This is a genomic window from Salmonella sp. SA14318, assembly GCF_029866905.1.
In the GTDB taxonomy this organism is placed as follows: Bacteria; Pseudomonadota; Gammaproteobacteria; order Enterobacterales; family Enterobacteriaceae; genus Salmonella; species Salmonella enterica.
Map to the genome: position 1 here is coordinate 373618 of NZ_CP123282.1, position 19553 is coordinate 393170.

Genomic DNA, 19553 nt, shown 5'->3' on the forward strand with positions numbered 1-19553 from the left:
AGCGCGATGGAAAATAAACGTCTCGATAGTGCCGCGCTGGCGGCGGGGATCAGCCCCAGTTACATCAATGCTCATGGCAAACCGCAGTCTATTGGCGCTGAAACCAAGAGACGTTTGCTGGCGGCGATGCACGGCACGACAACAGGACCACAGGCGGTCGTGCCGAATGTGAAGGTTTATACCGCGGGTAAAAAAATGGCGTTGCCGGTAGAGGGGCGCGGTGAGTTTGCCTGGCTGCTGACTACGGAAGAGGGCGTGCATTACAAAGGGCGCGTGACGGGCGGTAAAAAACTTAACCTTCCGGCTACATTGCCGGAGGGCTACCACACCCTGACGTTGACCCAGGATGAACAGCGTACGCACTGCCGGATTATCGTCGCCCCGCCGCGATGCTATGAGCCGCAGGCGCTGCTGGAAGGGAAAAAACTGTGGGGGGCCTGCGTCCAGCTTTATACTCTGCGTTCAGAAAAAAACTGGGGTATTGGCGATTTCGGCGATTTGAAGTCGATGCTGGTCGACGTGGCGACACGCGGCGGCGCGTTTATCGGCCTGAACCCGATCCACGCGCTTTATCCGGCGAATCCGGAGAGCGCCAGTCCCTACAGCCCCTCGTCTCGTCGCTGGCTGAACGTGATATATATCGACGTCAACGCCGTCGAAGATTTCCGCCTGAGCGAAGAGGCGCAGGCATGGTGGCAAATGCCCGCCACACAGCAAAAGCTGCGACAGGCACGCGATGCGCAATGGGTGGATTACGCTACCGTTACCGCGCTGAAAATTACGGCGCTGCGGATGGCGTGGACGCGGTTTGCCGCTCGCGACGATGCGCAAATGGCGGAGTTTCGTCACTTTATCGCCCACGAAGGCGAGAGCCTTTACTGGCAGGCGGCATTCGACGCGCTGCATGCGTATCAGGTGAAAGAGGATGAGCAGCGCTGGGGCTGGCCAGCCTGGCCGGAGGCGTACCAGTCGGTAGAGTCTTCCGCTGTAAAACAATTCTGTGAAGCGCACCGCGAAGAGGTGGAGTTTTACCTCTGGCTTCAGTGGCTGGCCTGGCGCCAATTCGCCGCCTGCTGGGATACCAGCCAGAGTTTTAAACTACCGATTGGTCTGTACCGCGATCTGGCGGTTGGCGTAGCGGAAGGCGGCGCGGAAACCTGGTGCGATCGGGAGCTGTACTGCCTGAAAGCATCTGTCGGCGCGCCGCCGGATATCCTCGGCCCGCTCGGTCAGAACTGGGGGCTGCCGCCAATGGACCCGCATATCATTGTCGCCCGGGCGTATGAGCCCTTTATCGACCTGCTGCGCGCCAATATGCAAAACTGCGGCGCGTTGCGCATTGACCATGTCATGTCGTTGCTGCGTCTGTGGTGGATACCGTATGGCGAAACAGCGGATCGCGGGGCATATGTTCAGTATCCGGTTGACGATCTGTTGGCTATTCTGGCGCTGGAGAGCCAACGTCACCGTTGTATGGTGATAGGCGAAGATCTGGGGACGGTGCCAGTTGAGATTGTCGGCAAGCTGCGCGATAGCGGGGTCTATTCTTATAAAGTGCTGTGGTTTGAAAATGACCTTGAGAAAAACTTCCGCGCGCCAGGCGCGTATCCGCAACAATCGATGGCTGTCGCCTCGACGCACGATCTCCCCACGCTGCGCGGCTATTGGGAATGCGGTGACCTGACGTTGGGTAAAGCTCTGGGGCTTTATCCGGATGAAGTGATTCTGCGCGGGCTGTATGAGGATCGCGAGCGGGCGAAACAGGGGCTATTGGACGCGCTGCATAAATATGGCTGTCTACCAAAACGCGCCGGGCATAAGGCATCGTTAATGTCTATGACGCCAACGCTAAATCGCGGGCTTCAGCGCTACATCGCCGACAGTAACAGCGGTCTGTTGGGGCTTCAGCCGGAGGACTGGCTGGATATGGCCGATCCGGTTAACGTACCGGGCACCAGCGATCAGTATAAAAACTGGCGGCGGAAGCTCACCGCCACGCTGGAGCAGATGTTTGCCGATGAGGGTGTAAACAAGCTGATTAAGGACTTGGATAAGCGCCGAAAAGCGGCCGCGAAGAAGAAGTAATAAAGCCGGGGATTTCCCCGGCTTTATGATGGTGAGAGCACGTAGGCCTGATAAGCGCAGCGCCATCAGGCAATCCTGGCGCACATTGCTGCCTTATCCGGCCTACAATCCGTCTCGCTTAAACCACCATACCCAGTAGCAGACAGCCGATCAGGCCGCAGACGGAGATGATCGTTTCCAGCATCGACCAGGATTTAATGGTCTCGCCGATAGTCAAATTGAAATACTCTTTGAACAGCCAGAAGCCCGGGTCGTTGACGTGAGAGAAAATCACGCTCCCGGAACCGACTGCGATAACCATCAGTTCAGGGCTAACGCCGGTAGTGGCGATCAGCGGCGCCGCAATGCCGCCTGCGGTAATCGCCGCGACAGTCGCGGAGCCCAGCGCGATACGCAGCACCGCCGCGATAGACCACGCCATCAACAGCGGAGAGACATTGGTTTCATGCATCATTGAAGCGATGTATTTATCCACGCCGCTATCGACCAGCACCTGCTTGAAAGCGCCGCCGCCGCCGATGATCAGCAGCATCATGGCGATAATTTTGATGGAAGAGACCAGCGTATCGTTAATCTGATCCATGGAACGCCCGCGGTTCAGGCCAAAGGTGAACATCGCAATCAGTACGGCAATTAACGTAGCCATTACCGGGTCGCCCAGGAACTCGGCAACAGGCAGGAAAGCGTGGCCTTTTGGCAGAATCATCTCGGCAACCGCACGCATCGCCATCAGAATCACCGGAACCAGCGACGTCCAGACGCTGACGCCAAAGCCCGGCATCTCTTCTTCCGTAAAGGTTTTCGCGCTGTACAGGCCTTCCGGGATCGGCTTATCGATACCTTTCAGAAAACGGGCGTAAACCGGTCCGGCAAGGATCACGGTCGGGATCGCCAGAATCGTACCAAACAGCAGCGTCTTACCCATATCGGCATGGAAAATCGTGGCGATCGCGGTTGGGCCCGGGTGCGGCGGCAGGAAACCATGTGTGACGGAGAGCGCCGCGGCCATCGGCACGCCGACGTACAGTAACGGGATATTCGCCGCTGCGGCAATGGTGAATACCAGCGGCAGCATCAGAACGAAGCCCACTTCATAGAACAGAGCGAAGCCGACGGTAAAGCCGGTTAACACTACGGCCCACTGAATATGCTTTTTACCAAATTTCGCGATCAGGGTAGTGGCGATACGTTGAGCGCCGCCGCAGTCGGCAAGCATTTTGCCCAGCATGGCGCCGAACCCCATAATCAGGGCCAGACTGCCAAGCGTACCGCCGACACCGGCTTTGATGGAGCCGATGACTTTATCCAGCGGCATTCCCTGCATCAACCCGACAGCGAGCGCTACCAGGACAAGGGCGATAAATCCGTTCATTTTGAAGCGGATCATCAGAAGAAGTAACAAGATAACACCGATAGCAACGATGACTAATGGCATGATTTACCTGGCCTTTACTTTGTTATGGGTAACGTCATTGTTTCGACGACAAATTCCTGTTGTTCCCGACGGGAACAGAGTCGCAATAGCACCAATACTGATTACCGTTGAAACGAATGAGCGTAGTCAGATGTTATATGGATGTTAGGTGCCCATAAGAATGATACGGGTAACATATGGGTGTTGAAAATGACCCTGGCAGGCAAAATTTAAATTATGAGACACAGGTCATGTTATCGGCGAAAGAAGAAGGACCATTGTTCTGAGATGTGGCTGATAGCGCCGGATGGCGGCGTATACGCCTTATTCGGCCTACGGTGGGGCAGACAAGGCCCGACAGGCGCAAGCGCCATCGGGCATGGATACGGGGAAAATATTAGTAGTAGGAGTGCTCGCCGCGCTGGTGTTCGGTCAGATCGCGAACCCCTTTCAGTTCCGGGAATTCATTCAGCAACTGTTTCTCGATCCCTTCTTTCAGCGTGACGTCAACCATCGAGCAACCGTTACAACCGCCGCCAAACTGCAGAATTGCATAGCCTTCATCGGTAATTTCCATCAGTGAGACGCGACCGCCGTGGCCCGCCAACTGCGGATTAATCTGCGATTGCAGAGCATATTCCACGCGCTCCATCAGCGGCGCGTCATCGGCCACTTTGCGCATCTTCGCGTTTGGCGCTTTCAATGTGAGTTGAGAACCTAGCTGGTCGGTCACGAAATCAATTTCCGCGTCTTCCAGATAGGGCGCGCTCAGCTCGTCGACATAAGCGGTCAACAGGTCAAATTTCAGTGCAGTATCGGTGGCTTCTACGGCGTCGGGCGGACAATAAGAAACGCCGCACTCTGCGTTAGGAGTGCCGGGATTAATGACAAATACGCGGATTTGCGTCCCTTCTTCCTGATTTGCCAGCAGTTTGGCAAAGTGCGCTTGTGCAGCATCGGAAATACGGATCATAGTAATGGCCTAATAGTTGACTATTTTAGTTGGTTATAATACGCCCATCATCGAGGCTCTACAAGGTTCGACACAGGCACCATACCTGGACAGTCGCTGCGCCGTTGCGCAAAAGCAGTTGCGCGATTTCCGCGACGGTACTTCCGGTAGTGACGACATCATCCACAATAACCATATGGAGACCCTGTACCGGCAATTCAAGGCGAAACGCGTTTTTCAAATTGCGTTTACGTAATCTGGCGCTGAGATGGTGTTGTGTTGCGGTCGCCCGTACCCGCGTGATGGTCTGGCTGTCCCACGCGCAGCCAAGCCAACGCGCTAACGGTTGGCATAACAGATCGCTTTGGTTAAATCCCCGCCGCCAGTGTCGGCGCGACCAGAGCGGAACGCTGACGATTCTGTCGGGAAGCTGCAAGCCAGTGCTGCGGCGCGCCATGAGGACTTCCTGCAACAGTAGACGCGCCAGTGCGGCGGCAATTTCGCTGCGGCGGGTAAATTTAAGCTGATGCACCAGTAAACTCAAGGGCGGCGTATAGTCACTGACGCTCACCAGACGCTGCCAGGGCGGCGGTTTTTGCAGGCAGCGACCGCAGGGGAGCGAAGGATGCGCGGCAGGTAATCCGCATTGCGGACACAGACTGACGCGCTGGCGGACGGCGCGCGCGCATACGGAACAAATCCCCCAGTGGCTTAACGCCAGCGGCATTCGGCATAGCCAGCATAATCCCGGTACTGTTAGCATAGGTGCATCCTTGTTAGACAAAAGAGAACAGTAACTGATGAATGACATCTGGTGGCAGACCTACGGCGAGGGAAATTGTCATCTTGTGCTGCTGCACGGATGGGGATTGAACGCGGAGGTATGGCACTGCATTCGCGAGGAACTCGGCTCGCATTTTACGCTGCATCTGGTCGACTTGCCGGGCTATGGTCGCAGCTCGGGGTTTGGCGCCATGACGCTTGAAGAGATGACGGCGCAGGTAGCGAAAAACGCGCCGGACCAGGCTATCTGGCTTGGCTGGAGCCTGGGTGGCCTGGTGGCGAGTCAGATGGCGCTCACCCACCCTGAACGCGTTCAGGCGCTGGTGACAGTCGCCTCTTCGCCATGCTTTAGCGCGCGTGAGGGGTGGCCGGGAATAAAACCGGAAATCCTCGGCGGATTCCAGCAGCAGCTTAGCGACGATTTTCAGCGCACGGTGGAGCGTTTTCTGGCGCTGCAAACGTTAGGGACGGAGACGGCGCGTCAGGATGCCCGCACCTTAAAAAGCGTAGTGCTGGCGCAGCCTATGCCGGATGTAGAGGTGCTCAATGGCGGACTGGAAATCTTAAAAACGGTCGATCTACGAGAAGCGCTTAAAAATGTGAACATGCCGTTTTTGCGTTTGTATGGTTATCTGGACGGTCTGGTGCCGCGTAAAATCGTGCCTTTGCTCGATACGTTATGGCCGCACAGTACATCACAGATAATGGCGAAGGCGGCCCATGCGCCGTTTATCTCGCATCCGGCGGCGTTTTGCCAGGCGCTGATGACGCTAAAATCATCGCTGTAACCAGGGCGTTGCCGGGTCCGGACCATTCTGCCAGATTAATGGTTTTCAGACGCCAGATCGGCAGGCGCTAGCCCGGTAACCCTAAGCACAGTATCGCGATCGAAACCATCGTTTAGCATGGAGCGGGCAATGCGCAATGCGGCGAGCCGTTGGCCTTCCTGTTTGCCTTGCTGTAACCCTTGCTGTAACCCGTTACGATGTCCTTCCTGACGTAATCTTTCTGCGATAGTCATGATCTTCTCCTTATGCTGTGGGATACGCATAGCCACCTGGCGGATAAACGTATTGAAGCGCGCGGCGTCGCCAGTGTGCATCATGTAATTAAACAAACTTTGAAGCTGGGTGTCATTAGCGTATCCCTTAACCAGCAGGGCGACCAGCTGTTCGACAAGCCCCATCAGATCACGCTGGCGGATGTGTTTTTGTATGAGTTCCAGCAGCGCGACCCGTCGGTGCCGCATAATCTCGTCATCCGGCACGACCGTAATATCGACTAGAGGAAAGGCGGTGGCGTATAGCTTACGCGCCATCACCGGGTCGGCAAATTCATCCAGCCAGCATAATGAGAACGGATACGGGCTGCGGTTTCCGTGATAAAACAGCATTGGCACCACTAACGGCAACGTCTTATGCCCGGCCTCCAGGTGCCGTTGCATTGCAGCCATTGCGTAACGCATCAGCCGAAATGCCATATGCGCGTCCGGCGTACTCTGATGTTCAATAACCACGTAAATGTAACCTTCACCTTCACTTGTTTCCAGCGACCAAAGAATATCGGAATAATGGGGGCGTAAATCCTCTTCAATAAAGCTACCGGACTCCAGCCGTAACGTATTCAGATTACAGATTTGACGTAATGTCGACGGGAGATGGATTTCCAAAAAATCCCGTGCAGTATCGGGGTGGCATAGAAACTGTTTGAATACCGCGTCATGCGGCGTGGATGTTGTTGAGGTCGCCATATCGATCCGTCATCGGTGAAGTTCAATGGCGTGACGCTACGCGCAGACCGGGCTGATTGCAGTAGAGGATTAGTGCGCTTGCGAGGTGCGTGGGGAGATAAATGCGCACGGCGGTAACGCTTTCATCTTTGTGGAAGGCATGACGCAAAATTGCCCGGCAGCGTGACGCGTACCGGGCAACATAACGCGGGATAAAGGCCGGATAAGACGCGTTACGTCGCTACCCGGCGAAGGTTAACGCAAGGCCCACCATTCGCGCAGGCAGGCTTTACCTTCCGGACAACTTTTACAGCTGCCTGAAAGGCAGCCGTCCGCTTCTTCCGGGATACGTACCGCTTTACCCATGATCTCCAGTTGATTCAGCATGGCGTCGATCATGGGCTGCGGAGCGTGCAGCGTATGGCTGATCTGCGTTGCCTCCATACGCCCCCGCAGCGCCAGTAGATCGCGAACCTGTATCAATGAAGCCATTTTTTACATCCCTTAGTGACAATTGCCCGCAGTGCCCGAACAACAGGAACTGACGTTTTTGCGGGTTGCCAGCAGTTCAATGTCTACACGGCTGCGGGCGCGGCGTAGCAGACTTAATACCACAACGTTAAAGATGATTACCGCCAGAATACAGATCAGGCTGTATGTCGGGTGTTGACTGAAGCTGGTAACCTGGTAGAACAGCGTGGCGAGCGAATAGGCGATATTCAGTCCCCACAGGATGGAGAAGCCCATCCAGCCGCGGCTGGACTCGCGGGCGATAGCGCCCATTACCGAGATACACGGTACGTAAAGCAGGACAAAAATCAGGTAACTGTACGCCGCCGCGGCGCTGCCGAATTTTTGATCCATCACGCCCATCGCGCCGGTCGCCATTTCGCCGTCGCCTTTACTCGCTTCGATCGGGTTAGCCAGTACGCTCAGGCTAAAGGTGTCTTTCAGGCTTTGCCAGGTATCGTCAACCGCGCCCAGCAGTTCATCGCCGAGGTGAAAGTCGGCAGGATTAAACGCTTCGTCCTGAATATTTTCGGCGGTGTAGAGCGTGTTCAGCGTACCGACGACAACCTCTTTCGCCATGGCGCCCGTAAACAGACCCACGGTAGCTTGCCAGTTATCCTCATGGACGCCGATCGGTTTAAAGACTGGCGTGATGACCCGGCTTACAGAGGCGAGGGCGGAGTCATTAATGTTATCGACGATTTTGCCGCTCAGCGAGAAACTGTTAAACGCGCTCAGGAAAATACTCACGATGATAATGACTTTACCGGCGCGTAGTACAAAACCTTTCAGGCGTTGCCAGGTCTGGATGATCAGGCTCTTGATATGCGGGACGTGGTAAACCGGCAGCTCCATCACAAACGGAGAGGCTTCGCCGCGCATAATGGTATGCTTCAGCATCAGGCCGGTTAATACCGCCATGACAATACCCAGCACGTACAGCGAGAAGACCGCCAGCGCGCCGTTTTGCCCGAAGAAGGCGGCGGCAAAGACGGCGAAAATCGCCAGGCGCGCGCCACAGGACATAAACGGCGCCATCATGATGGTCATCAGGCGTTCGCGCGGAGCGTCAAGCGTGCGGGCGCCCATCACGGAAGGTACGTTACAGCCGAAGCCGACAATCAGCGGCACGAAGGATTTACCCGGTAGTCCCAGCGCCTGCATCAGGCGATCCATGACGAAGGCCGCGCGTGCCATATAACCGGAGTCTTCAAGGAAGGAGAGGAACAGATACATCATCCCGATTTGCGGCACCAGCGGCAGGACGGTATTGATCCCGCCGCCAAGACCTTGCGCCAGGAAGATGGTTAACCAATCCGGGAAGTGCAACGTGTAGCCAATCCATTGAATGCCATGAATAAAGATGGCGACGGAACCGGCATCAAACAGGGGTTGCAACGCGCCGCCGATGTTAATGGCGAGCAGGAACATCAGGTACATCACGAACAAAAAAATCGGTAAGCCGAGGAAGCGGTTCAGGATAATTTTATCGACCGCCCTGGTGAAGCGGCTGGGTTCGGCTGTCAGGGTATTGCTGACCACGTCGCAAATAGCGGCGATACACTGATAACGGGCGTCGGCGATATGCAGCGCCGGGTCGTCCATTTCGTCCTTCAGACGGGCAAGGGAGGTGTCCAGGTTTTGCGCCGCCTCGCCTGCGTAAGCCCGGCTGTAGATATCGCCCTCCAGCATTTGCAGACCCAGCCAGCGGCGCTGTTGTAAAGGCATCTCCTGGGCCATCGCGTCGGCCAGGAAACCCGCTTCGCGCAGCAGCGGCTGGGCATAATGCACCAGTTCGACGTTGTCGTTAGCGTTGTGACGGTCAATGGCCAGTTTCAGCGCCTCGATACCGCGGCCGCGAGTCGATACCAGCGGTACGACAGGGCAACCCAGACGCGTGGACAGAGCGTCGACATCAATACGAACCTGCTGTTTTTCGGCGATATCCAGCATGTTGAGCGCGACAATACAGGGAATACCCAGCTCCAGCAGTTGCAGCGTCAAATAGAGGTTGCGCTCCAGATTGGAGGCGTCCACAACGTTTATCAACAGGTCGGCGTCGCCGCTCAGGATGTAGTGGCAGGCGATCTGTTCGTCGAGAGAGGTTTGTGACGAGATGGTCGTCAGAGAATAGGTGCCGGGTAAATCTACCAGCGTGACCTGGTGGTCAGTTGTCGCGAACTGGCCCTCTTTACGCTCGACGGTGACGCCCGCCCAGTTCCCCACGCGCTGACGCGCGCCGGTGAGTTGGTTAAATAAGGTGGTCTTGCCGGAATTAGGATTACCAATTAAACCAATGGTTAATTTTTTCATTTTTATAGACTCACTGTATTAACAGGAAACCGCTTCCACTTCTATTAACGCCAAATCCTTTTTACGCAAAACCAGACTCACGCGTCGTGTTTCGATATGGATCGGATCGCCTAAGGGCGCGACGCGGACAACATTAAATGAAGAGCCGGGCAACATGCCGAGCGAAAGCAGTTTTTGACGATACGCCGGGCTGATTTCACGCGCAAAGCCGGTGATTTTCCACGCAGTGTCAGGAGTGAATTGCATACGACCTACTTGTTTCTTACTAACTGGATGTATACCTCATGCGGCGCTCAGGGGGGCGGCAGGAGACCCGATGTTTAGCCAACGAAGGAAAGAGTAAATAATCAACAACACAATGATAATGAGAATGGTTTCTATCTTCAACGATTAAAATGTGACGGAATGTACAAATAAGCGATAATTTGCGCCGATGTTGATATGGCTCAACATTTATTTGTCTTTTTGCAAATACCCCTAATGTGCAAATATTCACCGTTTTTAATGTTTAATTAAGGTTTCATCTGTTAATAAAGTGATAATTAATAGTGCGGATAGCAGAAGGAAATTAATTAACAGATTCTAATGGGTAAGATTTAATTGTTAATTAAAAAAGAAAGGGTTGGACGTATTGCAAAATCGCAGGTCGGATAAGAAGTAACCCGGCCTGCGTATTACCCGATTAGCGTTTTTTTCCCATTGCGGCTGCCAGCGCGTCCATCATGGCGCTGTTACCGGCTGGCTGGGCGTCACGACCGCGCGGTTTCGCCGCTTTAGATGCAGGGCGGTTGCCCTGAGCGCGATCGGCGCCGCCGCCGCGGCGAGCGGCGGTTTCGCCGGGCTGTTCGTCCAGACGCATCGTCAGCGCAATACGCTTACGTTGCAGATCCACTTCCAGCACTTTCACCTTCACGATGTCGCCCGCTTTTACCACGGTGTGTGGATCGTCGACGAACTTAGTCGACAGGGAAGAGATGTGGACCAGGCCATCCTGATGAACGCCGATATCGACAAACGCGCCGAAGTTAGTGACGTTAGTGACCGCCCCTTCCAGAATCATCCCCGGTAGCAGGTCGTTCATGGTTTCGACGCCATCGGCGAATTGCGCGGTTTTAAATTCAGGACGCGGGTCGCGGCCCGGTTTTTCCAGCTCTTTGATGATATCGCTCACGGTCGGCACGCCGAATTTATCGTCGGTAAAATCAGCGGCCTTGAGGTGACGCAATTCGTTGCTGTTGCCCATCAGATCTTTTAGCGCTTGCTGCGTCGCGGCCAGAATGCGTTCGACAACCGGATAGGCTTCCGGGTGGACGGTGGAGGCATCCAGCGGGTTATCGCCGTGGTTAATACGCAGGAAGCCCGCGCACTGCTCAAACGCTTTCGGCCCCAGACGGCTCACCTTCAACAGTTGCTGGCGGTTCTGAAACTGACCGTTCTCATCGCGCCAGGCGACGATGTTTTGCGCCATCATGCGCGTTAAGCCCGCGACGCGGGTCAGCAGCGGTACGGAGGCGGTATTCAAATCGACGCCGACGGCGTTTACGCAGTCTTCGACCACCGCATCCAGTTTACGGGCCAATTGGGTCTGGCTGACATCGTGTTGATATTGGCCGACGCCGATCGATTTCGGATCGATTTTCACCAGTTCCGCCAGCGGATCCTGCAGACGACGCGCGATAGAGACCGCGCCACGCAGGGAGACGTCGAGATCCGGAAACTCCTGCGCCGCCAGCTCAGAAGCGGAATACACGGACGCCCCCGCTTCGCTGACGATCACTTTCTGCGCCGTCACGTTCGGGAACTGTTTCTGTACGTCGAGATAGAAGCGTTCGGTTTCACGCGAGGCCGTACCGTTGCCAATCGCGACCAGTTCGACGTGGTATTTTTCGCACAGCGCGGCGATCACGGTAGCCGCTTTGGCCGCCTGACCGGTATGCGGATAAATGGTATCCGTCGCCACCAGCTTGCCGGTGCCGTCAACGACAGCGACTTTTACGCCGGTACGCAGGCCAGGATCAAGGCCCATCGTGGCGCGCAGGCCTGCGGGGGCTGCCATCAGCAGGTCGTGCAGGTTACGGGCAAACACGTTAATCGCTTCATCTTCCGCACGTTCGCGCACGGTGCCCATCAGTTCGGTTTCGAGGTGCATTAAGACTTTGATACGCCACGTCCAGCTCACTACGCCTTTGCGCCAGCTATCCGCCGGGGCGTTATTTAGCCGCAGGCCGAGATGGTCCATGATGATCTGCTCGCAGTAACTCTCTTTCGGCGGCTCATCAAACTGTGGGTCGGCATTGAGCGAAAGTTGCAGAATGCCTTCGTTACGACCACGGAACATGGCCAGCGCACGGTGAGACGGGACGTTAGCAATGGGCTCATGATGGTCGAAATAGTCGCGGAATTTTGCCCCTTCTTCCTCTTTGCCGCTCACGACGGTGGCGACCAGATGGGCGTTCTTCCACAGGTAATCACGCACTTTCGCCAGCAATGCGGCGTCTTCGGCAAAGCGCTCCATCAGAATGTAGCGTGCGCCGTCGAGCGCGGCTTTCCTGTCCGCCACGCCTTTGTCGCCATCAATGTACTTTGCCGCTTCCACGTCAGGATCGTGGGACGGCTCGTTCCAGAGCAGATCGGCCAGCGGCTCAAGGCCGGCTTCAATGGCGATTTGTCCACGGGTGCGGCGTTTAGGTTTATAGGGCAGGTAGAGGTCTTCGAGCTCGGTCTTACTTAACGTAGCGTTGATGGCGCCAGCCAGCTCATCGGTCAGTTTGCCTTGTTCGGAAATGGACTTGAGGATGGCCTGACGCCTGTCTTCCAGCTCACGCAGATAGCCCAGACGCGTTTCCAGGTTACGCAACTGCGTGTCATCCAGACCGCCGGTGATTTCTTTACGATAACGTGCGATAAACGGCACGGTGTTCCCTTCGTCAAGCAGGCGAACGGCAGCTTCAACCTGCCCGGCATTTGCCTGGATTTCACCCGCAATAATGCGGCAGAAAGAATCATTCATCATGGGTTAGCTTCGTCTTCAGGATAAAAATCAGGGGATAGTTATACGGATTGGCTGGCAAAAATGCCAGCCATCAGCGGGGGCTTAGGATTCTTCTTGTCTTATTTGACGTATTCGATCGCATTGACGTACCAGTTTGCTTCGCCGACAGGGGTGTTGACCACCGCCAGATCGCCCACTTCTTTTTTCAGTAGCGCCCGCGCCATCGGCGAGTCGATAGAGATGTAATCCTTACGTCCGAAAATTTCATCGTAGCCGACAATGCGGAACTTCAGCGTATCGCCGTCATCATTTTCGATTTCCACCCAGGCGCCGAAGAAGACTTTGCCCTCCTGCTGCGGGGAATAATCCACGATTTTGAGATTTTCCATGCATTTGGTCAGATATCTGACGCGTCTGTCGATCTCACGCAGGCGCTTTTTATTATACTGATAGTCGGCATTCTCGCTGCGGTCGCCCAGACTCGCAGCCCAGGTCACTTTTTTGGTGACCTCCGGGCGCTCTTCACGCCAGAGATAATTGAGCTCTTGTTTGAGTGTTTCGTACCCTTCGCGGGTGATCAGGGGCGTTTTCATCTCGTTGATTTACCTTTGCTGTCGATATTGCGCACACGGGGTATAACGTGATCGTCCCGACAGAATAAATAATGGGGTTGCCGATTAATTGTATATTTAAGCTGCTGTTAAATATGCTTTGTAACAATTTAGCCTGAAATTCATACCAGAATTTGCTGGTGACTCACGTGAGCTTTTTTAAGAATACACACTTACATTTGTTGCGAACCTTTGGGAGTACAGACAATGCAAGAGAATTATAAGATTCTGGTGGTTGATGACGATATGCGTCTGCGGGCGCTACTGGAACGTTATCTGACCGAGCAGGGCTTCCAGGTTCGAAGCGTCGCTAACGCCGAGCAGATGGATCGTCTGCTGACCCGTGAATCTTTCCATCTCATGGTACTGGATTTAATGCTGCCAGGTGAAGATGGTCTGTCGATTTGTCGTCGCCTGCGTAGTCAAAGTAATCCAATGCCGATCATTATGGTCACGGCGAAGGGTGAAGAGGTTGACCGTATCGTCGGGCTGGAAATCGGCGCCGATGACTACATTCCTAAACCGTTTAACCCGCGCGAGCTGTTGGCGCGTATTCGCGCCGTGCTACGTCGTCAGGCAAACGAACTGCCCGGCGCGCCGTCGCAGGAAGAGGCCGTTATCGCGTTCGGTAAGTTTAAACTGAACCTCGGTACGCGCGAGATGTTCCGTGAAGATGAACCGATGCCGCTGACCAGCGGGGAGTTTGCGGTACTGAAAGCGTTAGTCAGCCATCCGCGCGAGCCGCTCTCTCGCGACAAGCTGATGAATCTGGCCCGTGGCCGCGAGTATTCCGCGATGGAACGCTCCATCGACGTCCAGATCTCCCGCCTGCGCCGTATGGTGGAAGAAGATCCGGCACATCCGCGTTATATTCAGACCGTATGGGGCCTGGGCTACGTCTTCGTACCGGACGGTTCTAAAGCATGAGGCGAATGCGCTTCTCGCCGCGAAGTTCATTTGCCCGCACGCTGTTGCTCATCGTCACCTTGCTGTTCGTCAGCCTGGTGACGACCTACCTGGTGGTGCTGAACTTCGCGATTTTGCCGAGCCTCCAGCAGTTTAATAAGGTTCTGGCTTACGAAGTCCGTATGCTGATGACCGATAAGCTGCAACTGGAGGACGGCACGCAGTTAGTCGTGCCGCCTGCGTTTCGCCGGGAAATCTATCGTGAGCTGGGGATCTCTCTCTACACCAACGAAGCCGCCGAAGAGGCCGGGCTGCGTTGGGCGCAACACTACGAATTCTTAAGCCACCAGATGGCGCAGCAATTAGGCGGCCCGACGGAAGTGCGCGTTGAGGTCAACAAAAGCTCGCCCGTCGTGTGGCTCAAAACCTGGCTGTCGCCCAATATCTGGGTGCGCGTGCCGCTGACCGAGATTCATCAGGGCGATTTTTCTCCGCTTTTCCGTTACACGCTGGCGATCATGCTCCTGGCGATAGGCGGCGCGTGGCTGTTTATTCGTATACAGAATCGACCGTTAGTGGATCTTGAACATGCCGCCCTGCAGGTAGGGAAGGGAATTATTCCGCCGCCGCTGCGTGAATATGGCGCCTCTGAGGTGCGCTCTGTGACCCGGGCGTTTAACCATATGGCAGCCGGCGTGAAACAATTGGCCGATGACCGTACGCTATTGATGGCGGGCGTCAGCCACGACTTGCGCACGCCGCTGACCCGTATTCGTCTGGCGACGGAGATGATGGGCGAGGAAGACGGTTATCTCGCGGAGTCGATCAATAAAGACATCGAAGAGTGTAACGCCATTATCGAACAGTTTATTGACTATCTGCGTACCGGTCAGGAAATGCCAATGGAGATGGCGGATCTCAATTCCGTGCTGGGCGAGGTGATTGCGGCGGAAAGCGGCTATGAGCGTGAGATTAACACTGCGCTTCAGGCAGGCAGTATCCAGGTGAAAATGCACCCGCTCTCGATTAAGCGCGCGGTGGCGAATATGGTGGTCAATGCTGCCCGCTATGGCAACGGCTGGATTAAGGTCAGCAGCGGCACCGAGTCGCATCGCGCCTGGTTCCAGGTAGAAGATGACGGGCCGGGCATTAAGCCGGAGCAGCGTAAACATCTGTTCCAGCCTTTTGTGCGTGGCGACAGCGCCCGTAGCACCAGCGGCACAGGGCTGGGGCTGGCGATTGTGCAGCGCATTATCGATAACCATAACGGGATGCTGGAGATTGGCATCAGCGAGCGTGGCGGATTGTCAATTCGCGCCTGGCTACCGGTTCCTGTGGCTCGCGTCCAGGGGACGACAAAAGAGGCATAAGAAAGGGAGGTATTACCCTCCCTTTCTTCTCAACGCCGGATGACGCCGTTCAAAGCCGCCATCCGGCCTGTTCCTTACAGCTTCGGTCCGGCGCTAACCAGCGCTTCGCCTGCCGGGGTATCCGTATACTTCTCGAAGTTCTCAATGAACAGTTTCGCCAGCGCGGTGGCTTTTTCCTGCCATTGTTCCGGCGACGCGTAGGTGTTACGCGGGTCGAGAATGTGGGTATCCACGCCTGGCAGTTCAGTCGGGATCGCCAGATCGAACAGCGGCAGACGGAAGGTTTCCGCGTTATCAAGAGAACCGTTCAGAATGGCGTCGATAATCGCGCGCGTATCTTTGATGGAGATACGTTTACCGGTGCCATTCCAGCCTGTGTTAACCAGATAAGCCTGCGCGCCTGCTGCCTGCATACGTTTCACCAGCACCTCAGCATACTGCGTCGGGTGCAGCGTCAGGAACGCGGCGCCGAAGCAGGCGGAGAAGGTGGGGGTCGGTTCGGTGACGCCGCGTTCGGTGCCGGCCAGTTTAGCGGTGAAACCCGACAGGAAGTGGTACTGCGTCTGGTTAGCGGTTAAACGGGAAACCGGCGGCAACACGCCGAAAGCATCCGCCGTCAGGAAGATAACCTTGGTGGCGTGACCTGCTTTGGATACGGGCTTAACGATGTTATCGATATGATAGATCGGGTAAGAGACGCGGGTGTTTTCGGTTTTGGAACCATCGTCGAAATCAACGGTGCCGTCTTCGCGCACGGTGACGTTTTCCAGCAGCGCATCACGGCGAATCGCATGATAAATTTCTGGCTCCGCTTCTTTCGACAGTTTGATGGTTTTGGCGTAGCAGCCGCCTTCAAAGTTGAACACGCCGTCGTCATCCCAACCGTGCTCATCATCGCCAATCAGACGACGTTTCGGGTCGGTGGACAGAGTGGTTTTTCCGGTACCGGAAAGGCCGAAGAAGACCGCGACATCGCCTTTTTCACCCACGTTGGCGGAACAGTGCATTGAGGCGATACCTTTGAGCGGCAGCAGGTAGTTCATTACCGAGAACATCCCTTTTTTCATTTCGCCGCCGTACCAGGTGCCGCCAATAAGCTGAATACGTTCAGTCAGGTTGAACGCCACGAAGTTTTCCGAGTTCAGCCCTTGCTCTTTCCACTGCGGGTTGGTGCACTTCGCGCCGTTCATGACAATAAAGTCAGGTTTGAAGCCTACCAGCTCTTCGTCCGTTGGGCGAATGAACATATTTTTAACGAAGTGGGCCTGCCAGGCGACTTCCGTAATAAAGCGCACGGAAAGACGCGTATCGGCATTTGCGCCGCAGAACGCATCAACAATGAATAAGCGTTTACCGGAAAGCTGATGCGTCACCAGACCTTTCAGGTGTTGCCAGGTTTCCTGGGAAAGCGGCTTATTATCGTTTTTACCTTTACCCTTATCGGACCACCACAGCGTATCACGCGTGGTGTCGTCGCGAACAATGTACTTATCCTTAGGCGAACGACCGGTAAAAATACCGGTATCAACGGCAACAGCGCCCAGGTTAGTTAACACGCCACGCTCATAGCCTTCCAGACCAGGATTAAGTTCTTCCTGATAAAGGGTGTCGTAGCTGGGATTGTAAACGATATCCTGGACGTCGTTGATACCATAAGCCTTGAGATCTTGCGGGGTTAAATTGTTAACGCGCATATCACTGCTCCTTAGCCAATATATATTACCGAAAATAGTAAGGTTTTTTGAGGTTGGTTAACCGCGACAAGGCTCATAGATTTACGTATCTGGACAAAATCACGATTGACGAAAAACACTGTGACTCCTGTCACGCAGCGGCGGTTATTATGGCAGGAAACCTACTTTTGTTGTGGAAAATGTTCTGAAAACGTTAAAAGGAAGTGTTTTTGACCGACATAATGTGACTGTAATCGCATTCATGTAAGAAAGTTACGTAACACCAACATTAACAATATCGATTCACCTCTCTGCGTTTTTTTCTGAATTATGCATGACGACGCCTGGCGGTGAACAGATGATGCAATAATGCGGCTTTCTCATCATTCTGGATAACGACATGGAAAGTGTAGCGCTTTCACGTACTACTCGCTGGGGTATGTTGCTCACCGGTTTGCTGCAGGGCGTCTTGTGCTACCTGCTGATGGCCTGGCTGGTACCACAAAATAGCGACTGGCTGTTCTATGGTATGCCTGCGACGATAGCGTTGTCGTCAATGCTATTGCTTACCGTGGTCTCTTTTAAACAGCGCGCGCTGTGGGGCTGGCTGGGGCTGACCTTTGTGGTCGTGCTGGCAATGAGCGGCTGGCTGAAATGGCAGGTTGAGACGGTGGAGAAATGGCGCCTGGCCGAGCTCCTCTGGCTGTATGGTCTCCGGCTTGTGTTGATGGCGATGCTGGTCTTACCCTGGATGCAATATCAGTTACATTCGCAAACCGGTTCGGCGCGTTATCCCCAGTTTTATCTGCGGTTATGGCATAACGTACTGACATTGTTTATCGTCCTGGTCGCCAACGGACTGTTCTGGCTGGTGCTTCTGCTCTGGAGCGCGCTATTCAGGCTGGTGGGCATCCGCTTTTTCAGCACCCTTTTCTTTGAAACTGAAGCCTTTATTTATGTGACCATCGGCCTGATTACGGCGCTGGCGGTCATTCTCGCCCGCACGCAGTCGCGCCTTGTGGCGGCGGTGCAAAAGCTGTTGACGCTGATCGCGACAGGTTTACTGCCGGTGGTGTCGCTGCTGGCATTGCTGTTTATTGTGACGTTACCCTTTACCGGACTGGAGGCGATTTCTGCGCGTGTTTCCGCTGCGGGGCTGCTATCCACGCTGACGCTGATGCTGCTGCTCCTCGTGGCGATTGTCAATGAACCGCAAAAGCGCGTATTACCCTATCCGCGCGTACTACGCGGCATGATTAGCGCCTCGCTGTGCGTTGCCCCGATATATATGCTGCTGGCGGGCTGGGCGTTATGGGTACGCATTCAGCAATACGGCTGGACGCCGGATCGTCTGTATGGCGCGCTGACGGCGTCTGTCTTGCTGGTATGGTCCTTCGGTTATCTGATTGGTCTGTTACGCCGCGGACGCGACCCTGGTGAGTGGCAAGGCAAGGTGATACTGAGCGTCTCTTTGTTGACGCTGGTGATATTGCTGTTGCTGGCCTCGCCTGTACTTGATGTCTGGCGTATTAGCGTCAACAGCCATATGGCGCGTTACCATAGCGGTAAAATTACTGCGGATCAGATCAGCCTGTATATGCTGGATCACAGCGGCAAACCTGGCCAGGAAGCGCTGAAATCGTTGCGGGATGACGAGGCGTTTACGCAGAACAGAAAGCGCAATCGTAAACTGATGACGTTTTTGCAGAGAAATAAGGTCTCTCCGACGGCGGACGATTTAGCGCGGGTGGTGATGATTGCGCCCGGTAGCCAGAAGCCGGATGCCGCATTTTGGGCGTTTGTCAAAGAGCAGAGTTATTCGGACGATTCCTGCCTTGAACCGGATGCCTGCGTGCTGGTGAGTCAGGATCTTAACGGCGACGGTCAGCCTGAGCAGGTGCTGTATAACTTTATTGTTGCCGAGAGCCAGGTCTACGGCTTAAAAGAGGGGAAATGGACGCAGAAAGCGTTCGCCCGATTGCCGGACGGGTTTTCTAAGACGCAACTGTTGCACGCGATTGCCGGGCATCGGTTAGACTCAGCCCCCAAAGCCTGGCGCGATATCATTGTTGATGGTCAGCGGTTGGATGTGGATTACTACAACGAGTAAGCTTTTTGCCGGATGGCGGCATAAATGCCTTATCCGGCCTACGGAGCGGGATGCTGTAGGCCAGATAAGCGCAGCGCCATCAGGCAATGATGTTGTCGACTGAAA

The 19553-nt window shown here is 55.0% G+C and carries 15 protein-coding genes; 5 read left to right on the top strand and 10 right to left on the bottom strand.

What is annotated here, in order from left to right; genetic code table 11:
- The first annotated feature begins 6 nt into the window (after positions 1-6).
- The gene (gene malQ, locus QEN32_RS01695; protein ID WP_265322213.1) at positions 7-2085 is read left to right on the top strand and encodes a 4-alpha-glucanotransferase; all 2079 of its coding nucleotides are present in this window, start codon (positions 7-9) and stop codon (positions 2083-2085) included.
- A 118-nt stretch (positions 2086-2203) separates the two neighbouring features.
- Here the strand turns inward: malQ and gntT are convergent, their stop codons facing one another.
- From gntT to gntX, 3 genes are all read right to left on the bottom strand, one after another.
- Entirely contained in the window at positions 2204-3520 is a 1317-nt protein-coding gene (gene gntT / locus QEN32_RS01700; protein WP_001131741.1) for a gluconate transporter, read from the bottom strand.
- 376 nt (positions 3521-3896) lie between these two features.
- Positions 3897-4472 (bottom strand): Fe-S biogenesis protein NfuA, encoded by a 576-nt coding sequence (gene nfuA / locus QEN32_RS01705; protein WP_000619387.1) that lies wholly within the window; start codon positions 4470-4472, stop codon positions 3897-3899.
- Between the two features lie 58 nt (positions 4473-4530).
- Positions 4531-5214 carry a DNA utilization protein GntX gene (gene gntX, locus QEN32_RS01710; protein ID WP_000958733.1) on the bottom strand — a complete coding sequence of 228 codons (684 nt, stop codon included), beginning with the start codon at positions 5212-5214 and terminating at the stop codon, positions 4531-4533.
- A gap of 37 nt (positions 5215-5251) precedes the next feature.
- On the opposite strand from gntX, the gene bioH reads away from it, so the two are divergent.
- Positions 5252-6022: a pimeloyl-ACP methyl ester esterase BioH gene (bioH, locus tag QEN32_RS01715; RefSeq protein ID WP_000998146.1), complete on the top strand. Its 771-nt coding sequence runs from the start codon at positions 5252-5254 to the stop codon at positions 6020-6022.
- A gap of 35 nt (positions 6023-6057) precedes the next feature.
- On the opposite strand, the gene QEN32_RS01720 is transcribed toward bioH, so the two are convergent.
- From QEN32_RS01720 to greB, 6 genes are all read right to left on the bottom strand, one after another.
- Positions 6058-6984, bottom strand: a complete 927-nt coding sequence (locus QEN32_RS01720; protein ID WP_265322214.1) for an Rpn family recombination-promoting nuclease/putative transposase — start codon at positions 6982-6984, stop codon at positions 6058-6060.
- Between the two features lie 234 nt (positions 6985-7218).
- The gene (gene feoC, locus QEN32_RS01725; protein WP_000157587.1) at positions 7219-7455 is read right to left on the bottom strand and encodes a [Fe-S]-dependent transcriptional repressor FeoC; all 237 of its coding nucleotides are present in this window, start codon (positions 7453-7455) and stop codon (positions 7219-7221) included.
- Between the two features lie 12 nt (positions 7456-7467).
- A complete protein-coding gene (feoB, locus tag QEN32_RS01730; RefSeq protein ID WP_023216665.1) occupies positions 7468-9786 on the bottom strand; it encodes a Fe(2+) transporter permease subunit FeoB in 2319 nt (772 codons plus the stop codon).
- Between the two features lie 18 nt (positions 9787-9804).
- The gene (feoA, locus tag QEN32_RS01735; RefSeq protein WP_001160955.1) at positions 9805-10032 is read right to left on the bottom strand and encodes a ferrous iron transporter A; all 228 of its coding nucleotides are present in this window, start codon (positions 10030-10032) and stop codon (positions 9805-9807) included.
- A gap of 436 nt (positions 10033-10468) precedes the next feature.
- Positions 10469-12799, bottom strand: a complete 2331-nt coding sequence (locus QEN32_RS01740) for a Tex family protein (RefSeq protein ID WP_265322215.1) — start codon at positions 12797-12799, stop codon at positions 10469-10471.
- A 98-nt stretch (positions 12800-12897) separates the two neighbouring features.
- Positions 12898-13371: a transcription elongation factor GreB gene (gene greB, locus QEN32_RS01745; RefSeq protein WP_000856695.1), complete on the bottom strand. Its 474-nt coding sequence runs from the start codon at positions 13369-13371 to the stop codon at positions 12898-12900.
- Positions 13372-13596: 225 nt separating this feature from the next.
- Between greB and ompR the strand changes: the two genes are divergently transcribed.
- On the top strand, positions 13597-14316 hold the full coding sequence (gene ompR / locus QEN32_RS01750) for a two-component system response regulator OmpR (RefSeq protein WP_001157751.1): 720 nt from the start codon (positions 13597-13599) through the stop codon (positions 14314-14316).
- The gene (gene envZ, locus QEN32_RS01755; protein ID WP_265322216.1) at positions 14313-15665 is read left to right on the top strand and encodes a two-component system sensor histidine kinase EnvZ; all 1353 of its coding nucleotides are present in this window, start codon (positions 14313-14315) and stop codon (positions 15663-15665) included. Before ompR ends, envZ begins: the two co-directional genes overlap by 4 nt.
- 74 nt (positions 15666-15739) lie before the next feature.
- Here the strand turns inward: envZ and pckA are convergent, their stop codons facing one another.
- Positions 15740-17359 (bottom strand): phosphoenolpyruvate carboxykinase (ATP), encoded by a 1620-nt coding sequence (gene pckA, locus QEN32_RS01760; RefSeq protein ID WP_001265689.1) that lies wholly within the window; start codon positions 17357-17359, stop codon positions 15740-15742.
- 379 nt (positions 17360-17738) lie between these two features.
- Between pckA and QEN32_RS01765 the strand changes: the two genes are divergently transcribed.
- Positions 17739-19448: a DUF4153 domain-containing protein gene (locus QEN32_RS01765; protein ID WP_000446459.1), complete on the top strand. Its 1710-nt coding sequence runs from the start codon at positions 17739-17741 to the stop codon at positions 19446-19448.
- The last annotated feature ends 105 nt before the right edge of the window (positions 19449-19553 follow it).